This window comes from Streptomyces sp. NPDC001889 (genome assembly GCF_053594535.1).
Map to the genome: position 1 here is coordinate 37,765 of NZ_JBSFER010000031.1, position 16,326 is coordinate 54,090.

Genomic DNA, 16,326 nt, shown 5'->3' on the forward strand with positions numbered 1-16,326 from the left:
GCCCCCGGCGGGAATGCGCCACTGCGTGACGCTACGCATCGAGGACTACGCCCTGATCGGCGATCTCCAGACGGCGGCCCTGGTCGGCACGGACGGCTCCATCGACTGGCTCTGTCTGCCCCGCTTCGACTCCGCGGCCTGCTTCGCCGCCATCCTCGGCGACCGGGACAACGGTCACTGGCGGATCGCCCCCAAGGGCTCCGGCCCCTGCGCCCGCCGCGGCTACGCCGGTGACTCGCTCGTCCTGGAGTCCGTGTGGGAGACCCGCACCGGCACGGTCAAGGTCATCGACTTCATGCCGCAGCGCGACGAGGTGCCCGACGTGGTGCGCATCGTGGAGGGGCTCAGCGGCTCGGTGGAGATGGAGTCGGTGCTGCGGCTGCGCTTCGACTACGGCTCGGTCGTGCCCTGGATGCGGCGGGCGGACGGCCACCGGGTGGCGGTCGCCGGCCCCGACTCCGTATGGCTGCGCAGCGAGCCCCAGGTCAAGACCTGGGGACAGCAGTTCAGCACCGTCTCGTCCTTCACGGTCGGCGCGGGCGAGAAGGTGTCCTTCATCCTCTCCTGGCACCCCTCGCACCGGCAGCGGCCCGACCGGGTGGACCCCGCCGAGGCGCTGGAGTCCAGCCTGCGGGACTGGGCGGAGTGGGCCGGCCGCTGCCGGACCGAAGGGCCCTACCGGGAGGCCGTGGTCCGCTCGCTGATCACCCTGAAGGCACTCACCTACGGCCCGACGGGCGGGATCGTCGCCGCGCCGACCACCTCGCTCCCGGAGGAGCTGGGCGGGGTACGGAACTGGGACTACCGCTTCTGCTGGCTGCGGGACTCCACCCTCACCCTGGACGCCCTGCTCGACGCCGGCTACCAGGAGGAGGCCGCCGCCTGGCGGGACTGGCTGCTGCGGGCCGTGGCCGGCGATCCGGCCGACCTCCAGATCATGTACGGGCTGGCCGGGGAGCGCCGGCTCCCGGAGACGGAGCTGCCGTGGCTCGGCGGCTACGCCGGCTCGGCGCCCGTGCGCACCGGCAACGCGGCCGTGAAACAGCTTCAGCTCGATGTGTACGGCGAGGTGATGGACTCCCTCTTCCTGGCCCGGGAGGCGGGGCTGCCCTCCCAGCGGCACGCCTGGTACCTCCAGCTCAGCCTGCTGGGCTTCCTGGAGTCCAAGTGGCGCGAGCCGGACGAGGGGCTCTGGGAGGTGCGCGGCCCGCGCCGGCACTTCGTCCACTCCAAGGTGATGGCGTGGGTCGCGGCCGACCGGGCGGTGCGGACCCTGGAGTCCGACCCCTCGCTGCGCGGCGACGCGGGGCGGTGGCGCGCGATGCGGGACGAGGTCCACCGGGAGGTGTGCGAGCGGGGGTACGACCCGGTGCGGAACACCTTCACCCAGTCGTACGGCTCCGCCGAGCTGGACGCGGCGACGCTGCTCATCCCCCGGGTCGGCTTTCTGCCGCCGGACGACCCCCGGGTCGTCGGGACCGTCGACGCGGTCCGCGAGGAGTTGGGCATGACGGGCGGGCTGGTGCGCCGCTACAGCACCGAGGGCGCGGCGGTCGACGGGCTGCCCGGGGACGAGGGGGCGTTCCTCGCGTGCTCGTTCTGGCTGGCGGACGCGCTGCGGATGACGGGCCGGACGAAGGAGGCGCGGGAGCTGTTCGAGCGGCTGCTCGCACTCCGCAACGATGTCGGGCTGCTCGCCGAGGAGTACGACCCGGCGGCGGGCCGGCAGCTGGGGAACTTCCCCCAGGCGTTCAGCCATATCGCGCTGGTGACGACGGCCCTCGCGCTCGGCAGGGAGGAGAGTGGAGGATAGGGGCATGGATCTTGGACTGAGGGATCGTGTCTATGTGGTCACCGGCGGCTCGCGCGGGCTGGGCAACGCCTCGGCGAAGGCGCTGGTCGCCGACGGGGCGAAGGTGGTCGTCTCCGGGCGGGACGAGAAGACCGTGACGGACGCCGCGGGGGCGCTCGGCCCCGACGCCGTCGGTGTGGCGGTGGACAACGCCGACCCGTCCGCGGCGGAACGGCTGATCGCGGCGGCCCGCGCCCACTTCGGGCGGTTCGACGGAGTGCTGATCAGCGTGGGCGGCCCGGCCCCGGGGTCGGCCGCGGACAACACGGACGAGCAGTGGCGGGCGGCGTTCGAGTCGGTGTTCCTGGGGGCGGTGCGGATGGCCCGCACCGCCGCCGCGGAGCTGGGCGAGGGCGGGGTGATCGGGTTGGTGCTCTCCGCCTCGGTCCACGAGCCGATCCCGGGGCTGACGATCTCCAACGGCCTGCGGCCGGGCCTCGCCGGATTCGCGAAGTCCCTCGCGGACGAGGTGGGCCCGCGCGGAATCCGGGTGGTGGGGCTGCTGCCGGCACGGATCGACACGGACCGGGTGCGGGAGCTGGACGCGCTGTCCGGGGACGCGGAGGGGGCCAGGGCGGGGAACGAGTCGCGGATTCCGCTGCGGAGGTACGGGGCGCCGGAGGAGTTCGGGAGGGTGGCGGCGTTTCTGCTGTCGCCGGGGGCGTCGTATCTGACGGGGGTGATGGTGCCGGTGGACGGCGGCGCCCGCCACGGCTTCTGACCCCGCCGGGCCGCTTCCCGGCCCCCTCGGTGCGGGGTCCGGCCCGCGCGGGAGTCAGGTCACCCGGTGGGGGTGGTGCTTGGGGGATGTCAGACGGGCCTCCGTGGGGAGGGCCGGGAGGGACGCCGAGTCGCGGGCGTGCGCCACCGCCTCCGAGGTGAGGCGCTCCAGCGTCCGCGCCGGCGAGGCGTGCGGCTCCAGCACCAGCCCCACCCTCGCCACCGGCTCGCCCCGTCTCCCCGTCAGCCTCACCCGTGCCCGCTCGACCCCTTCCAGCGCCCCCGCCTCCCCTTCCAGGGCCCCTTCCAGCGCCCGCCCCCGCAGCCGTGCCCCCTCGCCGTCGCCGCTGTCCACCAGCACCTCGCTCAGCCTGCGCCGGCGCAACTGCGCGAGGAGGAGCCAGAGCGCGAGCAGCACCAGGACCGCCAGCCCGCCGATCACCGCGGGCCACCACCAGCTCTCGTCGCGCCACCGCACCCGGTCCGCCGTCCTCAGCAGCACATCCCGGGGTCCGTACCAGGGCCACCAGGACGGTACGGAGAGACCGGTGCCGGCGGCGAGCACCGCGCCCCCCACCGCGGTCAGCACCAGCCCCGCCAGACCGAGCAGCACACGATTGACGACCGAGAGCATGCGCGGGTCACCCCTTCTTGACCGGTGGCCGGGACACCCGTACCGCCAGGGACAGCGGTTTGGCGAGGCCGAGTTCGGTGAGCGCCGTACCGAGCGCCCGGTCCAGATCGGCGCGTACGTCGTCGAGTTCGCGGAAGTGGGAGCGGGCCCGCACCGAGACCTTGCGCCGGCCCGTCCGCACCCGGGCGGAGCGCACCCCGGGGACCTCCATCGCCCGGTCCCGCAGCACCTGCCCCGCCGCCTCCCGGGTGAGACACGCCCGTACGGACGAGTCGTGACGGCGCATCGGCAGCAGCCGGCGCAGCCCCGGGGTGAGGGCGAGGAGGATCAGCCAGAGGCCGAGAAGGGCGAGCGCCGCCGCGACCGCGAGCACCCAGGTCTCGTCGAGACGCCAGCGGGCGAGGTGGTCCGCGGCGTCGCGCCGCCACTGCATGGCCGGCCGGTCCGCCCGTACCGCCACGATGTCGTAGAGCAGCAGGCCCGCACCGCCGAGCACCACCAGGGCGAGCAGCGCGGCCGGGAGCCGGCGCACGGACCAGAAGCGTCCGCCCTGCATCTTCTTGTGGGCCGGCACCAGGAACGGCTCGGTGGCGGGGGAGGGACCGGCGGGCGGCGCGGTGGGGGCGCTCATCGGATTCTCCCGCCCGCGGCGCCCCGGGTGTGGGGCGAGTGGAGCTGTTCGACCAGGACCGACACCTCGGGCACGGTCATTCCGGCGAGGGTCCCGACCCGTTCGGTGACCCGGCGGCGCACCGCGCCGCACTGCCCCCCGATGTCGCCGGGGTAGTCCAGGTCGAGGCTGATCCGCACCCGGGCGGCGTCGTGGCGCACCACGACCGTCGCGTGCGGGGCCCGGCCGCCCTCCGGTACGGTCCCGATCGCCTCGCGGGCCGCCTGTGCGGCGATCTTCGCGACGACCCGGTCGGCGATGACGGTCGCGCCCCGGTCCGCCGCCGCGACCCGCTCACCGGGGCGCCCGCCGGGGTCCTCGCCGCCGTCGTGCTCCGTGGGCACTCCGCGTCACCGCCGCCGGTCGCCGCGCTCGCGACCGCGGAAGAGATCGCCGACATCGAGATCGCCCTCCAGGAAGCGGCCGACCACGAACCCGACCGCGCCGAGTGCGGCGATCAGCAGAAACGCGCCGAAGCCGCCGAAGTACCCGGCGAAGCCGAGTGCCATGCCGGCCACCATGCCGACCACAGCCATGCTCATCTGAGCTCCTCTACTGGGACAGGGGTCCGGAACCGGAACCGCGGATCACTGAAGGCGCGGCTCGGGCTCGTCCTCTTCGTCCTCGGGCAGTTTCACATCGCTGACCGCGATATTGACCTCGACGACCTCCAGGCCCGTCATCCGCTCCACGGCGGAGATCACGTTCTCCCGGACCGCGCGGGCGACATCGGCGATGGAGACTCCGTAGTCGACGACGATCTCCAGGTCCAGGGCGGTCTGCACCTCCCCGACCTCGGCCTTCACCCCACGGGTGGCATTGGACTTGTTGCCGCCCGGCACCCGGTCGCGGACCGCGCCGAAGGTGCGGGAGAGCCCGCTGCCCATGGCGTGCACACCGAGCACATCGCGGGCGGCCAGTCCGGCGATCTTCTCCACCACGCCGTCGGCGATGGTGGTGCGGCCCCGGGAACCGGGGTCCCCGCCACCGCGCTTGCCGAACGGCGACTTCTTCGGTTCCCTCGGCTCGTCGCCCGAGCCGGAGGGGTCACTGCCGGTTCTTTCGGTCATCGCCTTGTGTCCTTTCCGGGATTGCTCCGGGATGTCCAGGCCGTGCCCGGGGTGCGTGACGGATCACACCGGGCTCATGGGTGATCCCGAGGACACCCTGTAGCCCACATTAAGTGCGGTTGCGCTCTTCCGCCCCGGGGATGGGGCAGGCTGGGGCAATGACCACTGCTGATGCGGTACGACGGCGGCTGGGCCTCGGCAGACTGCTGCCGCTGGGCGAGGCCGCGGACGGGGCCTGGCTGACCGAGGAGGCGGCCGTGGCGGTGCTGCGGCGCGCGGCCGTGGAGATCGCGGGGGTGGAGCCGGGGAAGGTGCGGCTGGCGCTCGCCGATCCGGCGCGCGCGGGCGCCCCCGCCGTTCCCGCGCCGCCGAGCGCGCTGCCGCCGGGCCCGCTCCGGGTGGAGGCCGAGTTCGCCGCGACGGCGGACCGGCCGCTGCCCGCCGTCGCGGCGACGCTGCGCGAGGCGCTGTTCTCGGCCGCGATCGACACCCTGGGCCTCGCGGTCCGGGAGGTGGATCTGCGGGTCACGGCGCTGGTGGAGCCCGGGGAGACCGGCCGGGCCGGGGGCGCGGGGGAAAAGGTGCGGGGCACTCCCCCACCCGGGGTACGGCCCGGGGAGACACCGGGTCCGAACCTCCCGGAGGCGGTGGCGGAGGGCCCTTCGGCTCGGGTCGCGGCGGCGGCCACCGGGGTCCCGGGGGTCGCCCGGCTGACGGCCGCTCTGGGAGCGGCGGTACGGCTCGCCCCCGACCATGTCCGGGTGGAGCTGGCGACGTCGCCCGGACACCACCCGCCGACGGTGGTGCGAGCGGTACGGAGCGCGGTATCGGCGGCCCTCCCGGACGGCGGCCCGGTGGCGGTGGTGGTCACCGGGGTGTCGGGGTAGGGGCTTCCCTCCGGATCAGCCCGAAACGGCCCGGAACGGCCCGGAACGGCCCGGAACAGCGAACAGGGCCGGGTGCCTGAGCCTCCCCGCCCCTCGGGCACCTGGGCCCGGGCCTCCCCCGGGCCGCCGTGCCTGGGCTTGGGACCTCCCCCGGCCGCCATGCCTGGGCTTGGAACCTCACCCGGCCCCCGGGCCCGGCCCCGGGGCCTCCCCGGGGCCGTCCTGCGTGCGGGCTCCTCAGTCGCCGAGGCCCGCGAGATCGCGGAGACGGCGGGCCTGGGCCGCGCGTTCGGCGGCGCGCTGGTCGTCGTACGAGCGGCCGGTGGCCCCCTGGAGCAGCGCCTTGGTCTCGATCACGGCGTCACGCGGCGCGGCGAGGAGCGCGGCGGTCAGATCCCGTACCGCGTCGTCCAGCTCGGCGCCGGGCACCACGAGATTGGCGAGGCCGGTGCGCTCGGCCTCGTCCGCGTGGACGAAACGGCCGGTGACACAGATCTCCAGCGCGCGGGCATAGCCGACCAGCGCGACCAGGGGCCCGGTGCCCCCGAGGTCGGGGACGAGTCCGAGGCCCGTCTCGCGCATGGCGAACTGCGCGTCCCGCGCCACGACCCGGAGATCGCAGGCGAGGGCGAGCTGGAATCCGGCACCGATCGCATGGCCCTGTACGGCGGCGATGGTGAGCAGATCACTCCGGTGCCACCAGGTGAATGCCTCCTGGTACTCGGCGATGGCGGTGTCGAGGTCCGTGTCGGAACCACGCGCCAGATCGAGGAACGACGGCTCGCCGTCGAAGCCCTCCGGAGTGAACGCCTGCCGGTCGAGCCCGGCGGAGAAGGACTTGCCCTCCCCGCGCAGCACCACGATCCGCACGGTGCCCGGAAGCGACCGGCCGGCCAGCGCGAGTGCCCGCCACAGCGCAGGGGACTGGGCATTGCGCTTGTCCGGATGGGTCAGGGTCACCGTGGCGACCGCGGAGTCGACGGTGAGACGTACGCCGTCCTGGTCCAGCAGGGGATCGCTCGCGGATACGGGCGAAGCCATGGGGCGCCTCCGGTTCGGGTGCAGTGTCGGTGCAGTCGCAGACTAGCTAAGCGACCGACCAGTAACCACCCTCAACCGGCCATCGTCGGATGGCCGGCCGACAGCGGCCGGACTGCGGTGTCTGCCCGGCCGACCGGTTGGAGCCGGCCGGGCGGACACATCGTGAACCGTTGGGGAGCCCTGGTCCTCGGAGTCAGGACCTCAGGCCGAAGCGGCTTTCTTGCCTCGCGTCGCTCCGCCGCGTCCCCGTAGCGTGACTCCGGACTCGCTCAGCATCCGATGGACGAATCCATAGGAGCGACCGGTCTCTTCGGCCAGCGCCCGAATGCTCGCACCGGAGTCGTATTTCTTCTTCAGGTCTGCCGCGAGCTTGTCGCGCGCGGCGCCGGTAACCCGGCTGCCCTTCTTCAGAGTCTCGGCCACCCGTGCCTCCTCATGGGAAGTGCGCTCTGGACTTCTCATGATCACCCCTTGCGCCCTTCCTGGCCACCCATTCGGCAAGGTCCGTGGGAGGACCTTCGTGGCACGGCATACGGCAACCGTCACCGGAATGATTCATTCCGCGACCGGGCAGAACCCGGCCGCTCCCGGGCGGCCAGGGAAAAGACCAGGTCAGCGACGGTAGGCCCCCGAGGGCCCCGAGGAGGGGGGTCGAGGTGATCATGAGGCGGGTACCGCTCTCGGTACGAGACGCCCTCACTCAGATGATGGATCACCCCTGAGCCGAATGATCCATAGGGAGTGGATCAGTGCGCTCGCCGGGTCGGCGCACCCGGCGCCGCACCCCCGGCGCGGACCAGGGCCCCGGCGCGTACCGGACCCCGGAGAGCCCGGGGCCCGGCCGGCGTCCCGGCCGACAGGCCCGGACAGCGGACCCGGATCAGGCGAGGGCCACCAGGTCCGCGTAGTCCGCGCCCCACAGGTCCTCGACACCGTCGGGCAGCAGAATGATCCGCTCCGGCTCCAGCGCGGTGACGGCCCCCTCGTCGTGGGTGACGAGGATGACCGCGCCCTTGTAGGTGCGCAGCGCGCCGAGGATCTCCTCGCGGCTGGCGGGGTCGAGGTTGTTGGTGGGCTCGTCGAGGAGGAGCACATTGGCCGAGGAGACGACCAGGGTCGCCAGGGCCAGCCGGGTCTTCTCACCACCGGAGAGCACCCCGGCGGGCTTGTTCACGTCGTCGCCGGAGAACAGGAACGAACCGAGGGTCTTGCGCACCTCGACCAGATCGAGATCGGGTGCCGACGAGCGCATGTTCTCCAGGACCGTGCGGCTGGGGTCGAGCGTCTCGTGCTCCTGGGCGTAGTAGCCGAGCTTGAGGCCGTGGCCCGGGGTGACCTGACCGGTGTCCGGCTTCTCGACCCCGGCGAGCAGCCGCAGCAGGGTGGTCTTGCCCGCGCCGTTGAGGCCGAGGATGACGACCCGGGAGCCCTTGTCGACCGCGAGGTCCACATCGGTGAAGATCTCCAGTGAGCCATAGGACTTCGAGAGGCCCTCGGCGGTGAGCGGGGTCCGGCCGCAGGGCGCGGGCTCGGGGAAGCGGAGCTTGGCGACCTTGTCGGCGGCCCGCACCTCCTCCAGTCCGGCGAGCAGCCGCTCGGCGCGCTTGGCCATGTTCTGGGCCGCGACGGTCTTGGTCGCCTTGGCGCGCATCTTGTCGGCCTGGGAGTTGAGGGCGGCGGCCTTCTTCTCGGCGTTCTGGCGCTCGCGCCTGCGGCGCTTCTCGTCGGCCTCGCGCTGCTGCTGGTAGAGCTTCCAGCCCATGTTGTAGACGTCGATGACGGACCGGTTGGCGTCCAGGTAGAAGACCTTGTTGACAACGGTCTCGACCAGGTCGACATCGTGGGAGATGACGATGAAGCCGCCGCGGTAGGTCTTCAGATAGTCGCGCAGCCAGACGATGGAGTCGGCGTCGAGGTGGTTGGTCGGCTCGTCCAGGAGAAGGGTGTCGGCGTCCGAGAAGAGGATGCGGGCCAGCTCGACCCGGCGGCGCTGACCGCCGGAGAGGGTGTGCAGGGGCTGGCCGAGCACCCGGTCGGGCAGCCCGAGCGCGGCGGCGATGGTGGCGGCCTCGGCCTCGGCGGCGTACCCGCCCTTGGTGAGGAACTCGGTCTCCAGCCGCTCGTACTTCTTCATGGCCTTCTCGCGGGTGGCGCCCTTGCCGTTCGCCATCCGGTCCTCGTTCTCGCGCATCTTCCGGAGCACGGAGTCCAGCTCACGGGCGGAGAGGATGCGGTCCCGGGCGAGGGCGTCGAGGTCGCCGGTGCGGGGGTCCTGCGGGAGGTAGCCCACCTCGCCGGAGCGGGTGATGGTGCCGGCGGCGGGGACGCCCTCGCCGGCCAGGCACTTGGTGAGGGTGGTCTTGCCCGCTCCGTTGCGGCCCACCAGGCCGACCCGGTCGCCCTTGGCGATACGGAAGGAGGCGGACTCGATGAGGATGCGGGCGCCGGCGCGCAGCTCGATACCGGAAGCGGTGATCACGGACAGACTCCAGGGCGGTGTGGGACGGCGGAAGGACGGGGGGTTTCGGGCTGCGACGCCGTCTAATGCGCAAGGAGAATGGCCATGAGGGCCAGTCTAACGGTGGGCTGCAAGTGGTTTGGCGGCCCGGAGCGGAGACGGGCGGCGCGGAGGGGTCGCCGGGTGGCGGGGCAGTCGGGGTGGCGGAGCCTTCGGGGCGGCGGGGCCGTCCCCCCGAAACGCCCGACAAAAGGGGCGATCCATCTCCGGTTGCCCGATACTCGGCCCAGGGCGGCGGGCTGCCGCCGCACACCGGGAACGGCCGGCGGAAGCCGGCGGACGGACCGAGGGCGGTGGCCCATGCAGTTCGACGACGACGCCGGTCTGGACACATCCGAGGTCAGGGATGTGCGGGGCGGCCGGAGGCCCGGCGGGGCCGCCGTGGGCGGCGGTGTCGCGGGGGTGATCGCGCTGATCCTGGGGCTCCTCCTCGGGGTCGGCCCCGATCGGCTCGGGCTCTCCGCGAGCGACCCCGGGCCGACCGCGACCGTGGCGTCACAGGCCGAGGTGGACACCGCGTGCCGCTCGGGGGCGGACGCCAACGCCCGGCAGGACTGCCGGATCGTCGGGGTGGTCAACAGCGTGCAGGACTTCTGGCGGGCGGAGTTCCCCCGGCGGCAGGGGCGGTACGCGGATGCCCGGACGGTGATGTTCAGCGGCCGGGTGACCACCGCGTGCGGGGCGGCGACCTCGGCGGTGGGACCGTTCTACTGCCCCGGCGACCGGCAGGTCTATCTGGATCTCGGCTTCTTCGACGAGCTGCGGACCACCTTCGGGTCGGGCGGCGGCCCGTTCTCGGAGGCGTATGTGGTGGCGCACGAGTACGGCCACCATGTGCAGAACCTGATGGGGACGCTGGGCCGGGCCGGGGACGGGCGGCGGGGGGCAGGGAGCGGCGCGGTACGGGTGGAGCTGCAGGCCGACTGCTACGCGGGGGTGTGGGCGCACCACGCGACGACGACGCCCGACGAGCGCGGCGGACGCCCGCTGCTGACGGGGCTCTCCGAGGTGGACATCGCGGACGGCCTGGACGCCGCGGCGGCGGTGGGGGACGACAGAATCCAGGAGCGGTTCCAGGGACGGGTGACACCGGAGACCTGGACCCATGGATCGGCGGCGCAGCGGCAGCGGTGGTTCGACACCGGGTACCGGACCGGGGACATGGCGCGCTGCGACACCTTCGCCTGACCTCCCCCTCGGCCTCCCGGGCCGCCCCTGCGGGCCGGGCCGTCCGGCGGGGGCGGCCGGAGCGCGCCCCCGCCGGGTCCGGGGCTGAGGGAGTTTCTTTCGGATCGGACCGGATCACGCCGGATCGGTGAGCGGGGTCCGGTGCCGCGCATCGCGAGGCGGCGGACCGAACCCACGCGGAGCGCCGGCGACCGACGGCAACGCGGCGAGGCGCGGTGCGGCGGCACCAGGGTCCGCGAGCCCGGCACGATCCGGAAGAGTCGGCCTGATCCGGAAGAGACGGCCTAGGCGCCTCCGGTGTGGACCTGGAACGCGGCCCGGCGCACGGCCTTCGCGAGGGCCGGGTCCGGGTGCGCCGCCGCGAGGGCCACCAGGACCTGGACGGTGCGCGGGTGCCCGCCGGCCCTGACCTCCTCCAGGAGGGCCGGGACCGTGCCCTGGACCGCCGAGTCGAGGTGGCGCAGCAGCAGCTGGGGCTCGCCGTGGTCGGCGACGGCGGCGGCGGTGTCCACCCAGAGCCAGGTGGCCTCCTCACGGGTCAGCACGTCCTGGGCGTCCTCGGGGTCCGCCCCCTCGTACTCCGCGAGCCACAGGAGGGCGTACGGACGCAGGGAGGGCTCCGAGGCCACCGCCCGGACCTCCGCCTCGGCGGGCGCGCCCACGACCCGCAGCGCCTCGAAGGCGAGCCCGCGCAGCAGGGCGTCCTCGCCGCGGGCGACGGCCAGCAGCTCGGTCACCGCGCTGGAGACGGTGCGGGCGGCCAGCCAGGCGCGGTACTCGGCGCGGGCGGGCCCGGGGGTCAGCCGGGCACAGCCGCGCAGCATGTCGTCGGCGGGCTGTTCGATATTGCCGGCGGGGCTCTGGGCGGCGACGCAGATCTGCTCCAGCTTGACCCAGACCGCCCAGTTGCCGAGCGGGGTCAGGGTGGCGGAGCGGCCCCGGTCGAGGGTGAGCGCGCCCACGGCGGCGAGGCCGTCGAGCGCCCAGTCCAGGAGGGACGCGACGGTGCCGGGAGGGGACGCGGGCACCTCGGTCACCACGGGTACCGGTTCGCCGGCCGCCGGCCCGCCGGACGACGGGCCGTGGCCGCCCATCGGCAGTGGCTGGGACTGGGGGCCGTAGGGGACCTCGCAGCGTTCCTCGCGCAGCTCCTCCACCCGCTGCTCCAGCAGATCGAGGAGGGCGGGCACCAGCACGGGCCCGGCCGAGAGCTGGAGCAGGGAGAGGAGCTGGGGCACGGCCTCCACGACCTCCGCCACGGCGGTGGGCGCGACGTCGCCGGGCGCCGGGTGCGCCAGCGACCAGGCGTCGAAGAGGGCCACCCAGCCGCGCAGCACGGCCATGTCGTCGCGGTCCCAGGCGCGCAGCCGCCAGCCGGGGCGCGCGGTGCCGCCGTGCAGTTCGACCAGGCCGGCCAGGCGGGCCCGGTCCCATCCGGCGCGCACCTGGGCCGGGGTGAGGCCGAGCGCGGCGGCGGCCCGCTCGCGGGCGGGGGCGGCCAGCGGGGTGGAGCCCGGGTCCCGTTCGACGGCCGCCCAGCGGGCGATCCGCACGGCGTCGGCGAGGACCTCCCTCGCCTGGCGGGCCAGTTCCGCGGGGGGCGGAGTGCCCTCGGGTGGCCGTGGGGCCGACCGGGTGCGCCGGGTCGTCACCGCCCGCCGGGCGGTGGCCAGCGGACGCGGCCGGACAAGACGGAGTCTGGAGTTGCGCGCCAATTGCTCATCAGGCTTTCGGGACGTCACAGGGAGCAGTCTTCCCGCTGACAGCCCGAAAGCCCAAACGGAACCTGGCGGGGACGGGGTTGGCGGGGCCGCGGCGCCCGGGCGCGGGCGGGGCCCGCCGGGGGTGCGGGCCTCCCTGACAGGGCCGCGTCACGATGGGCCGTCTGCGCGGGCCCGGTCACATCAGGGGGGTGAGAAAGCGGCGCAGGGCTTCCTCGTACCGCGCGGGGTCGGCGTTCCACATGGCCGCGTGCGGGGCGTCGCGGACGGTGTGGAGGTGGACGAGTTCGGGGCGGCGGGCGGCGAGTTCGCGGGAGGGGCCCCAGGGGGCGAGGGTGTCGCCGGGGCCGTGGAAGATCAGGGTGGGGGTGGTGAGCGCGCCGGGGTCCGCGGTCACCGCGGGGCGCCTCCCGTTGTAGAGCCCCGCCCTGCCCCGGGCGGCTCTGACCGCGAGGGGCAGCAACGGGGCGGGGGTGTGCCGGGCGGCGGCCAGGGCGCGCAGGGTGGCGTCCTTGTCCAGGACCGGGGAGTCGAGCACCAGCCCCTTGATCCGGTCGCGCAGGGCGGAGTCGCAGGCGGTGTGCAGCGCCATGGTGGCGCCGGTGGACCAGCCGTACAGGACGACGTCGCGGGCACCGGCGGCGACGGCGAAGCGGAGCGCGGCGTCCAGGTCCCGCCACTCGGCGTCGCCGAGGTGTCCGAGACCGTCGGGAGGCCGGGGCGCGTCGGGGTCGCCCCGGTAGCCGACCCCGAGCACCGGGATGCGTCGCCGATGGAGAAACGGAAGCAGGTTCATGGGGTGCTCGCGGGTGGTTCCCAGGCCGTGCACGGCGATGACCCAGGTCCCCCGGGGGCCGGGCACGGACCAGGCGGGCAGCGGGCCCAGCTCACCGGGGACGGTGACATCGGTGTGGGGGATGCCGAGCGCGGTCGTCGGGTCCCCGGTGTGGAGCTGCGGGGTCAGCCGCACCCTGGCACCGGGTTCCAGGCCGCCGGAGCCGACGCCCTCCAGCCGGCGCACGACGGTGTCGGCGGACGGCGGGGTCTCGTCGAGCACGGGGCCGACGATGGCGTGGACGCCGCCGGGCCCGTCGAGTCCGTAGGTGCCGGGGCGGCGCGATGAGAGGCTGCGGGTGAGCGTCACCCGGCCCGCGCCGGTGGAGTGGACGGTGAGCCGCCGCTCCCCCGGAAGGGGCCGCCCGGGGGCGGGTCTGAGCACCGCGTCGCTCGCGTAGCGGCCGGCCAGGAACGCGGCCGTGCCGACGCCGATCAGGGAGGTGACGGCCGTTGCCGCCGCTGTAGCCGGGCGCACCGTTCCAGTGTCGGCGCGGTGGTGGGGTGCTGCCAGCGGACGGCCCCCGCCCGTGTCCGGGGCCGTGCGGGGGCGGGGCCGGCGGGGGCCGGCGGGCAGGGCCCGGGGGGCCGGGACAGGGGCGGGGAGCACGTCAGCGCCGCTGGCCGTACCCCCGGAACTGTTCGGCGGCCTCCTCCAGCTCGGCGGCGGTGAGCAGGGAGGGGGTGTGGCCGGGCACGGCGGCCGCGGTCAGCCAGAGCCGGCACATCCACTCCAGCTGGGCGGTGCGGTCGTACGCCTGGTCCAGGCTCTGTCCGTGGGCGACGGTCCCGTGGTTGCGCAGCAGACAGGCGGTGCGCCCGTCGAGGGCGGCGAGCATGTTCCGGGCCAGGGCCTCGGTGCCGTAGAGGGCGTACGGGGCGACCCGGACGGGTCCGCCGAGCGCGGCGGCCATGTAGTGGACCGGTGGCAGCTCCGGTACGAGGGTGGAGACGGCCGTGGCGTGGACGGCGTGGGTGTGGACCACGGCGCGGGCGTCGGTGTGCCGGTAGACCTCCAGATGGAGCGGCAGCTCGCTGGTGGGCCGGAGATGGCCGAGAACCTGCTGTCCGCCGAGGTCGACGGCTATGGCGTCCCCGGGGGTGAGACGGTCGTAGGGGACACCGCTGGGAGTGACGAGGACGAGCTCTCCGACCCGGGCGGAGACATTGCCCGACGTCCCCACCACCAGACCTTCCGCGGCCGTTCTGCGGGCGGTGGCCACGACGTTCCGCCACGCCTCGTCGATCGCTTTCTGCGACACCTGTTCGGTCATGCGGCGATCCTGTCAGGCGGCGCTCTCCGATTACAGAGGGCCACCGCCGGGGGACGGAGGGGAGGATCAGTCAGATTATCCAAAAGGGTGATGAAAGCCACTTCGCGGGACGTGTCCCCGGCCCCAGAAGCCCATCCAGCCCCTGCAGACCGAAACCGGAGCCAAAAACCTCACTTGGGGACACCCCGATGCCGGTCCCAGTTCACCTTCCGTTCACTCAGGTTACTTACGTTCACCGGGCCACTGACGTCCATAGATTGCCTGGGTAAATGGAACACATCACGCTGCTGCTCGCGATTGTGATCGTGACGGCTCTCGTGTTCGATTTCACGAACGGTTTCCACGACACGGCCAACGCGATGGCGACGACCATCTCGACCGGCGCCATGAAGCCCAAGTCCGCGGTGGCGATGTCCGCCGTGCTCAACCTCGTCGGCGCGTTCCTGTCGGTGGAGGTCGCCAAGACGATCTCCAGCGGCATCGTCAACGAGGCAGGCATAACACCAGAAGTGATCTTCGCGGCGCTCGTCGGCGCCATCCTCTGGAATCTCCTGACGTGGCTGGTCGGCCTGCCGTCCAGTTCCTCGCACGCCCTCATGGGCGGTCTGATCGGCGCCACCATCGCGTCGGTCGGGTTCAGCGGCGTCAACGGCGGCACCGTCGTCACCAAGGTGCTGATCCCGGCCATCGCGGCTCCGCTGGTCGCCGGTATCGGCGCGTACCTCGCCTCCAGGCTGACGTACAAGCTCGGCCAGAACGCCGACCCGAAGTCCACCGCGAAGGGCTACCGGGTGGGCCAGATCGCCTCGGCGGGCCTGGTCTCGCTGGCGCACGGCACCAATGACGCCCAGAAGACGATGGGCATCATCACGCTGGCCCTGGTGACCGGCGGCATCCTCAACCCCGGCTCCAACCCCCCCATGTGGGTCATCGTCTCCGCCGGTGTGGCCATCGCCCTCGGCACCTACCTCGGCGGCTGGCGCATCATCCGGACCATGGGCAAGGGCCTGACCGACCTCCAGCCCCAGCAGGGCTTCGCCGCCCAGTCCAGCGCGGCCAGCGTCATCCTCGCCTCCTCCAACCTGGGCTTCTCGCTCTCCACCACGCACTCGTGCTCCGGCGCCGTGATGGGTGCGGGCCTCGGCCGCAAGGGCGGTGTGGTCCGCTGGTCCACCGCCACCCGGATGTTCGTGGCCTGGGGTCTGACCCTGCCCGCCGCCGGTCTGGTCGCCGCCCTCTCGGAGTACGTGACCAAGCAGGGCGACTGGGGTGTCGCCGTGGTCGCGGTCTTCCTGGTCGCCTCCTCGGCCGCGATCTGGCTCTACTCCCGCCGCCAGGTCATCGACCACACCAACGTCAACGACACCGGCGCCGATGTGGACAGCGAGACCGGCGAGGCCGGTGTGGTGACCAACGCCATGGCCGCCGTCACCGTGCCCCCGGCCGGCACCCCGGCGCAGGACGGCCTCAAGACCACCATCGCGGCCTCCCCGGCCGCCGCCCCCGAATCCGGCCCGGCCAGCCCGGCCGCGGTGTAAGGACAGATCAGCATGAAAATCGACTGGGCAGCTCTCGGCTCCGTTTTCGGTGTGAGCCTCGTGGCCACCGTCGTTCTGGTGGGCCTGTTCACCCTCGGCATCATCGGCATGAGCAAGCAGGCGACGGCCTCCGGCGGCGGCGGCTCCGTGGCGCTGGCGCGCACCGGTGCGTACACCTGCTTCGCGCTCTGCGTGGCGGCCATCACCTACGGGATCTATCTGATCGTCACCTGACGGCGGGCCCGGACCGCGCGCGGTCCGGGCTCTCCGCGCTCATCGACGGCAGACGGCCGGGCCGGTCATCCTCAGGGACGACCGGCCCGGCCGTCTGCCGTCCCGGGTCCGGGACGAGCAGCGCGGCGCTCCCCGGGTGTGGGGC

17 protein-coding genes are annotated in these 16,326 nt (G+C 73.7%); 6 read left to right on the forward strand and 11 right to left on the reverse strand.

From position 1 onward, the window contains the following. Positions 1–25 precede the first annotated feature (25 nt). Positions 26–1,813 (forward strand): glycoside hydrolase family 15 protein, encoded by a 1,788-nt coding sequence (locus ACWCRA_RS30735; protein ID WP_451069129.1) that lies wholly within the window; start codon positions 26–28, stop codon positions 1,811–1,813. 4 nt (positions 1,814–1,817) lie between these two features. After that, positions 1,818–2,573 (forward strand): SDR family oxidoreductase, encoded by a 756-nt coding sequence (locus ACWCRA_RS30740; protein ID WP_351553300.1) that lies wholly within the window; start codon positions 1,818–1,820, stop codon positions 2,571–2,573. Positions 2,574–2,627: 54 nt separating this feature from the next. Here ACWCRA_RS30740 and amaP read toward each other — a convergent pair whose 3' ends face one another. Genes amaP through ACWCRA_RS30765 form a run of 5 tightly spaced genes read right to left on the reverse strand, consistent with a single transcriptional unit; the run spans position 2,628 to position 4,946 of the window. Then, on the reverse strand, positions 2,628–3,206 hold the full coding sequence (gene amaP, locus ACWCRA_RS30745; protein ID WP_451069130.1) for an alkaline shock response membrane anchor protein AmaP: 579 nt from the start codon (positions 3,204–3,206) through the stop codon (positions 2,628–2,630). A 7-nt stretch (positions 3,207–3,213) separates the two neighbouring features. Then, positions 3,214–3,837 carry a DUF6286 domain-containing protein gene (locus ACWCRA_RS30750; RefSeq protein ID WP_451069131.1) on the reverse strand — a complete coding sequence of 208 codons (624 nt, stop codon included), beginning with the start codon at positions 3,835–3,837 and terminating at the stop codon, positions 3,214–3,216. Beyond that, positions 3,834–4,220, reverse strand: a complete 387-nt coding sequence (locus ACWCRA_RS30755; RefSeq protein WP_351553292.1) for an Asp23/Gls24 family envelope stress response protein — start codon at positions 4,218–4,220, stop codon at positions 3,834–3,836. Before ACWCRA_RS30755 ends, ACWCRA_RS30750 begins: the two co-directional genes overlap by 4 nt. 6 nt (positions 4,221–4,226) lie before the next feature. Continuing rightward, the gene (locus ACWCRA_RS30760; RefSeq protein WP_351553289.1) at positions 4,227–4,418 is read right to left on the reverse strand and encodes a hypothetical protein; all 192 of its coding nucleotides are present in this window, start codon (positions 4,416–4,418) and stop codon (positions 4,227–4,229) included. Positions 4,419–4,463: 45 nt separating this feature from the next. Continuing rightward, complete coding sequence (locus ACWCRA_RS30765; RefSeq protein WP_351553286.1) at positions 4,464–4,946, reverse strand: Asp23/Gls24 family envelope stress response protein; 483 nt, start codon at positions 4,944–4,946, stop codon at positions 4,464–4,466. 158 nt (positions 4,947–5,104) lie between these two features. Here ACWCRA_RS30765 and ACWCRA_RS30770 point away from each other — a divergent pair, with 158 nt between their 5' ends. After that, positions 5,105–5,833 (forward strand): hypothetical protein, encoded by a 729-nt coding sequence (locus ACWCRA_RS30770; RefSeq protein ID WP_351553284.1) that lies wholly within the window; start codon positions 5,105–5,107, stop codon positions 5,831–5,833. A 237-nt stretch (positions 5,834–6,070) separates the two neighbouring features. On the opposite strand, the gene ACWCRA_RS30775 is transcribed toward ACWCRA_RS30770, so the two are convergent. The 3 genes from ACWCRA_RS30775 to ACWCRA_RS30785 form a co-directional block, all read right to left on the reverse strand. Then, positions 6,071–6,874: an enoyl-CoA hydratase/isomerase family protein gene (locus ACWCRA_RS30775; protein WP_351553281.1), complete on the reverse strand. Its 804-nt coding sequence runs from the start codon at positions 6,872–6,874 to the stop codon at positions 6,071–6,073. 201 nt (positions 6,875–7,075) lie between these two features. Further along, complete coding sequence (locus ACWCRA_RS30780) at positions 7,076–7,297, reverse strand: helix-turn-helix domain-containing protein (RefSeq protein WP_006123601.1); 222 nt, start codon at positions 7,295–7,297, stop codon at positions 7,076–7,078. Positions 7,298–7,754: 457 nt separating this feature from the next. Then, on the reverse strand, positions 7,755–9,353 hold the full coding sequence (locus tag ACWCRA_RS30785; RefSeq protein WP_351553278.1) for an ABC-F family ATP-binding cassette domain-containing protein: 1,599 nt from the start codon (positions 9,351–9,353) through the stop codon (positions 7,755–7,757). Positions 9,354–9,692: 339 nt separating this feature from the next. Between ACWCRA_RS30785 and ypfJ the strand changes: the two genes are divergently transcribed. After that, positions 9,693–10,580 (forward strand): KPN_02809 family neutral zinc metallopeptidase, encoded by an 888-nt coding sequence (gene ypfJ / locus ACWCRA_RS30790; RefSeq protein WP_351553275.1) that lies wholly within the window; start codon positions 9,693–9,695, stop codon positions 10,578–10,580. Between the two features lie 284 nt (positions 10,581–10,864). Here ypfJ and ACWCRA_RS30795 read toward each other — a convergent pair whose 3' ends face one another. From ACWCRA_RS30795 to ACWCRA_RS30805, 3 genes are all read right to left on the reverse strand, one after another. Then, positions 10,865–12,322 carry a hypothetical protein gene (locus ACWCRA_RS30795; RefSeq protein WP_451069132.1) on the reverse strand — a complete coding sequence of 486 codons (1,458 nt, stop codon included), beginning with the start codon at positions 12,320–12,322 and terminating at the stop codon, positions 10,865–10,867. Between the two features lie 157 nt (positions 12,323–12,479). Further along, entirely contained in the window at positions 12,480–13,613 is a 1,134-nt protein-coding gene (locus ACWCRA_RS30800; RefSeq protein WP_351553272.1) for an alpha/beta hydrolase, read from the reverse strand. Positions 13,614–13,746: 133 nt separating this feature from the next. Further along, positions 13,747–14,409 (reverse strand): class II aldolase/adducin family protein, encoded by a 663-nt coding sequence (locus ACWCRA_RS30805; protein WP_351553269.1) that lies wholly within the window; start codon positions 14,407–14,409, stop codon positions 13,747–13,749. A gap of 269 nt (positions 14,410–14,678) precedes the next feature. Between ACWCRA_RS30805 and ACWCRA_RS30810 the strand changes: the two genes are divergently transcribed. Next, positions 14,679–15,947 carry an inorganic phosphate transporter gene (locus tag ACWCRA_RS30810; RefSeq protein ID WP_351553267.1) on the forward strand — a complete coding sequence of 423 codons (1,269 nt, stop codon included), beginning with the start codon at positions 14,679–14,681 and terminating at the stop codon, positions 15,945–15,947. 12 nt (positions 15,948–15,959) lie between these two features. Then, positions 15,960–16,181: a hypothetical protein gene (locus tag ACWCRA_RS30815; protein WP_351553264.1), complete on the forward strand. Its 222-nt coding sequence runs from the start codon at positions 15,960–15,962 to the stop codon at positions 16,179–16,181. The last annotated feature ends 145 nt before the right edge of the window (positions 16,182–16,326 follow it).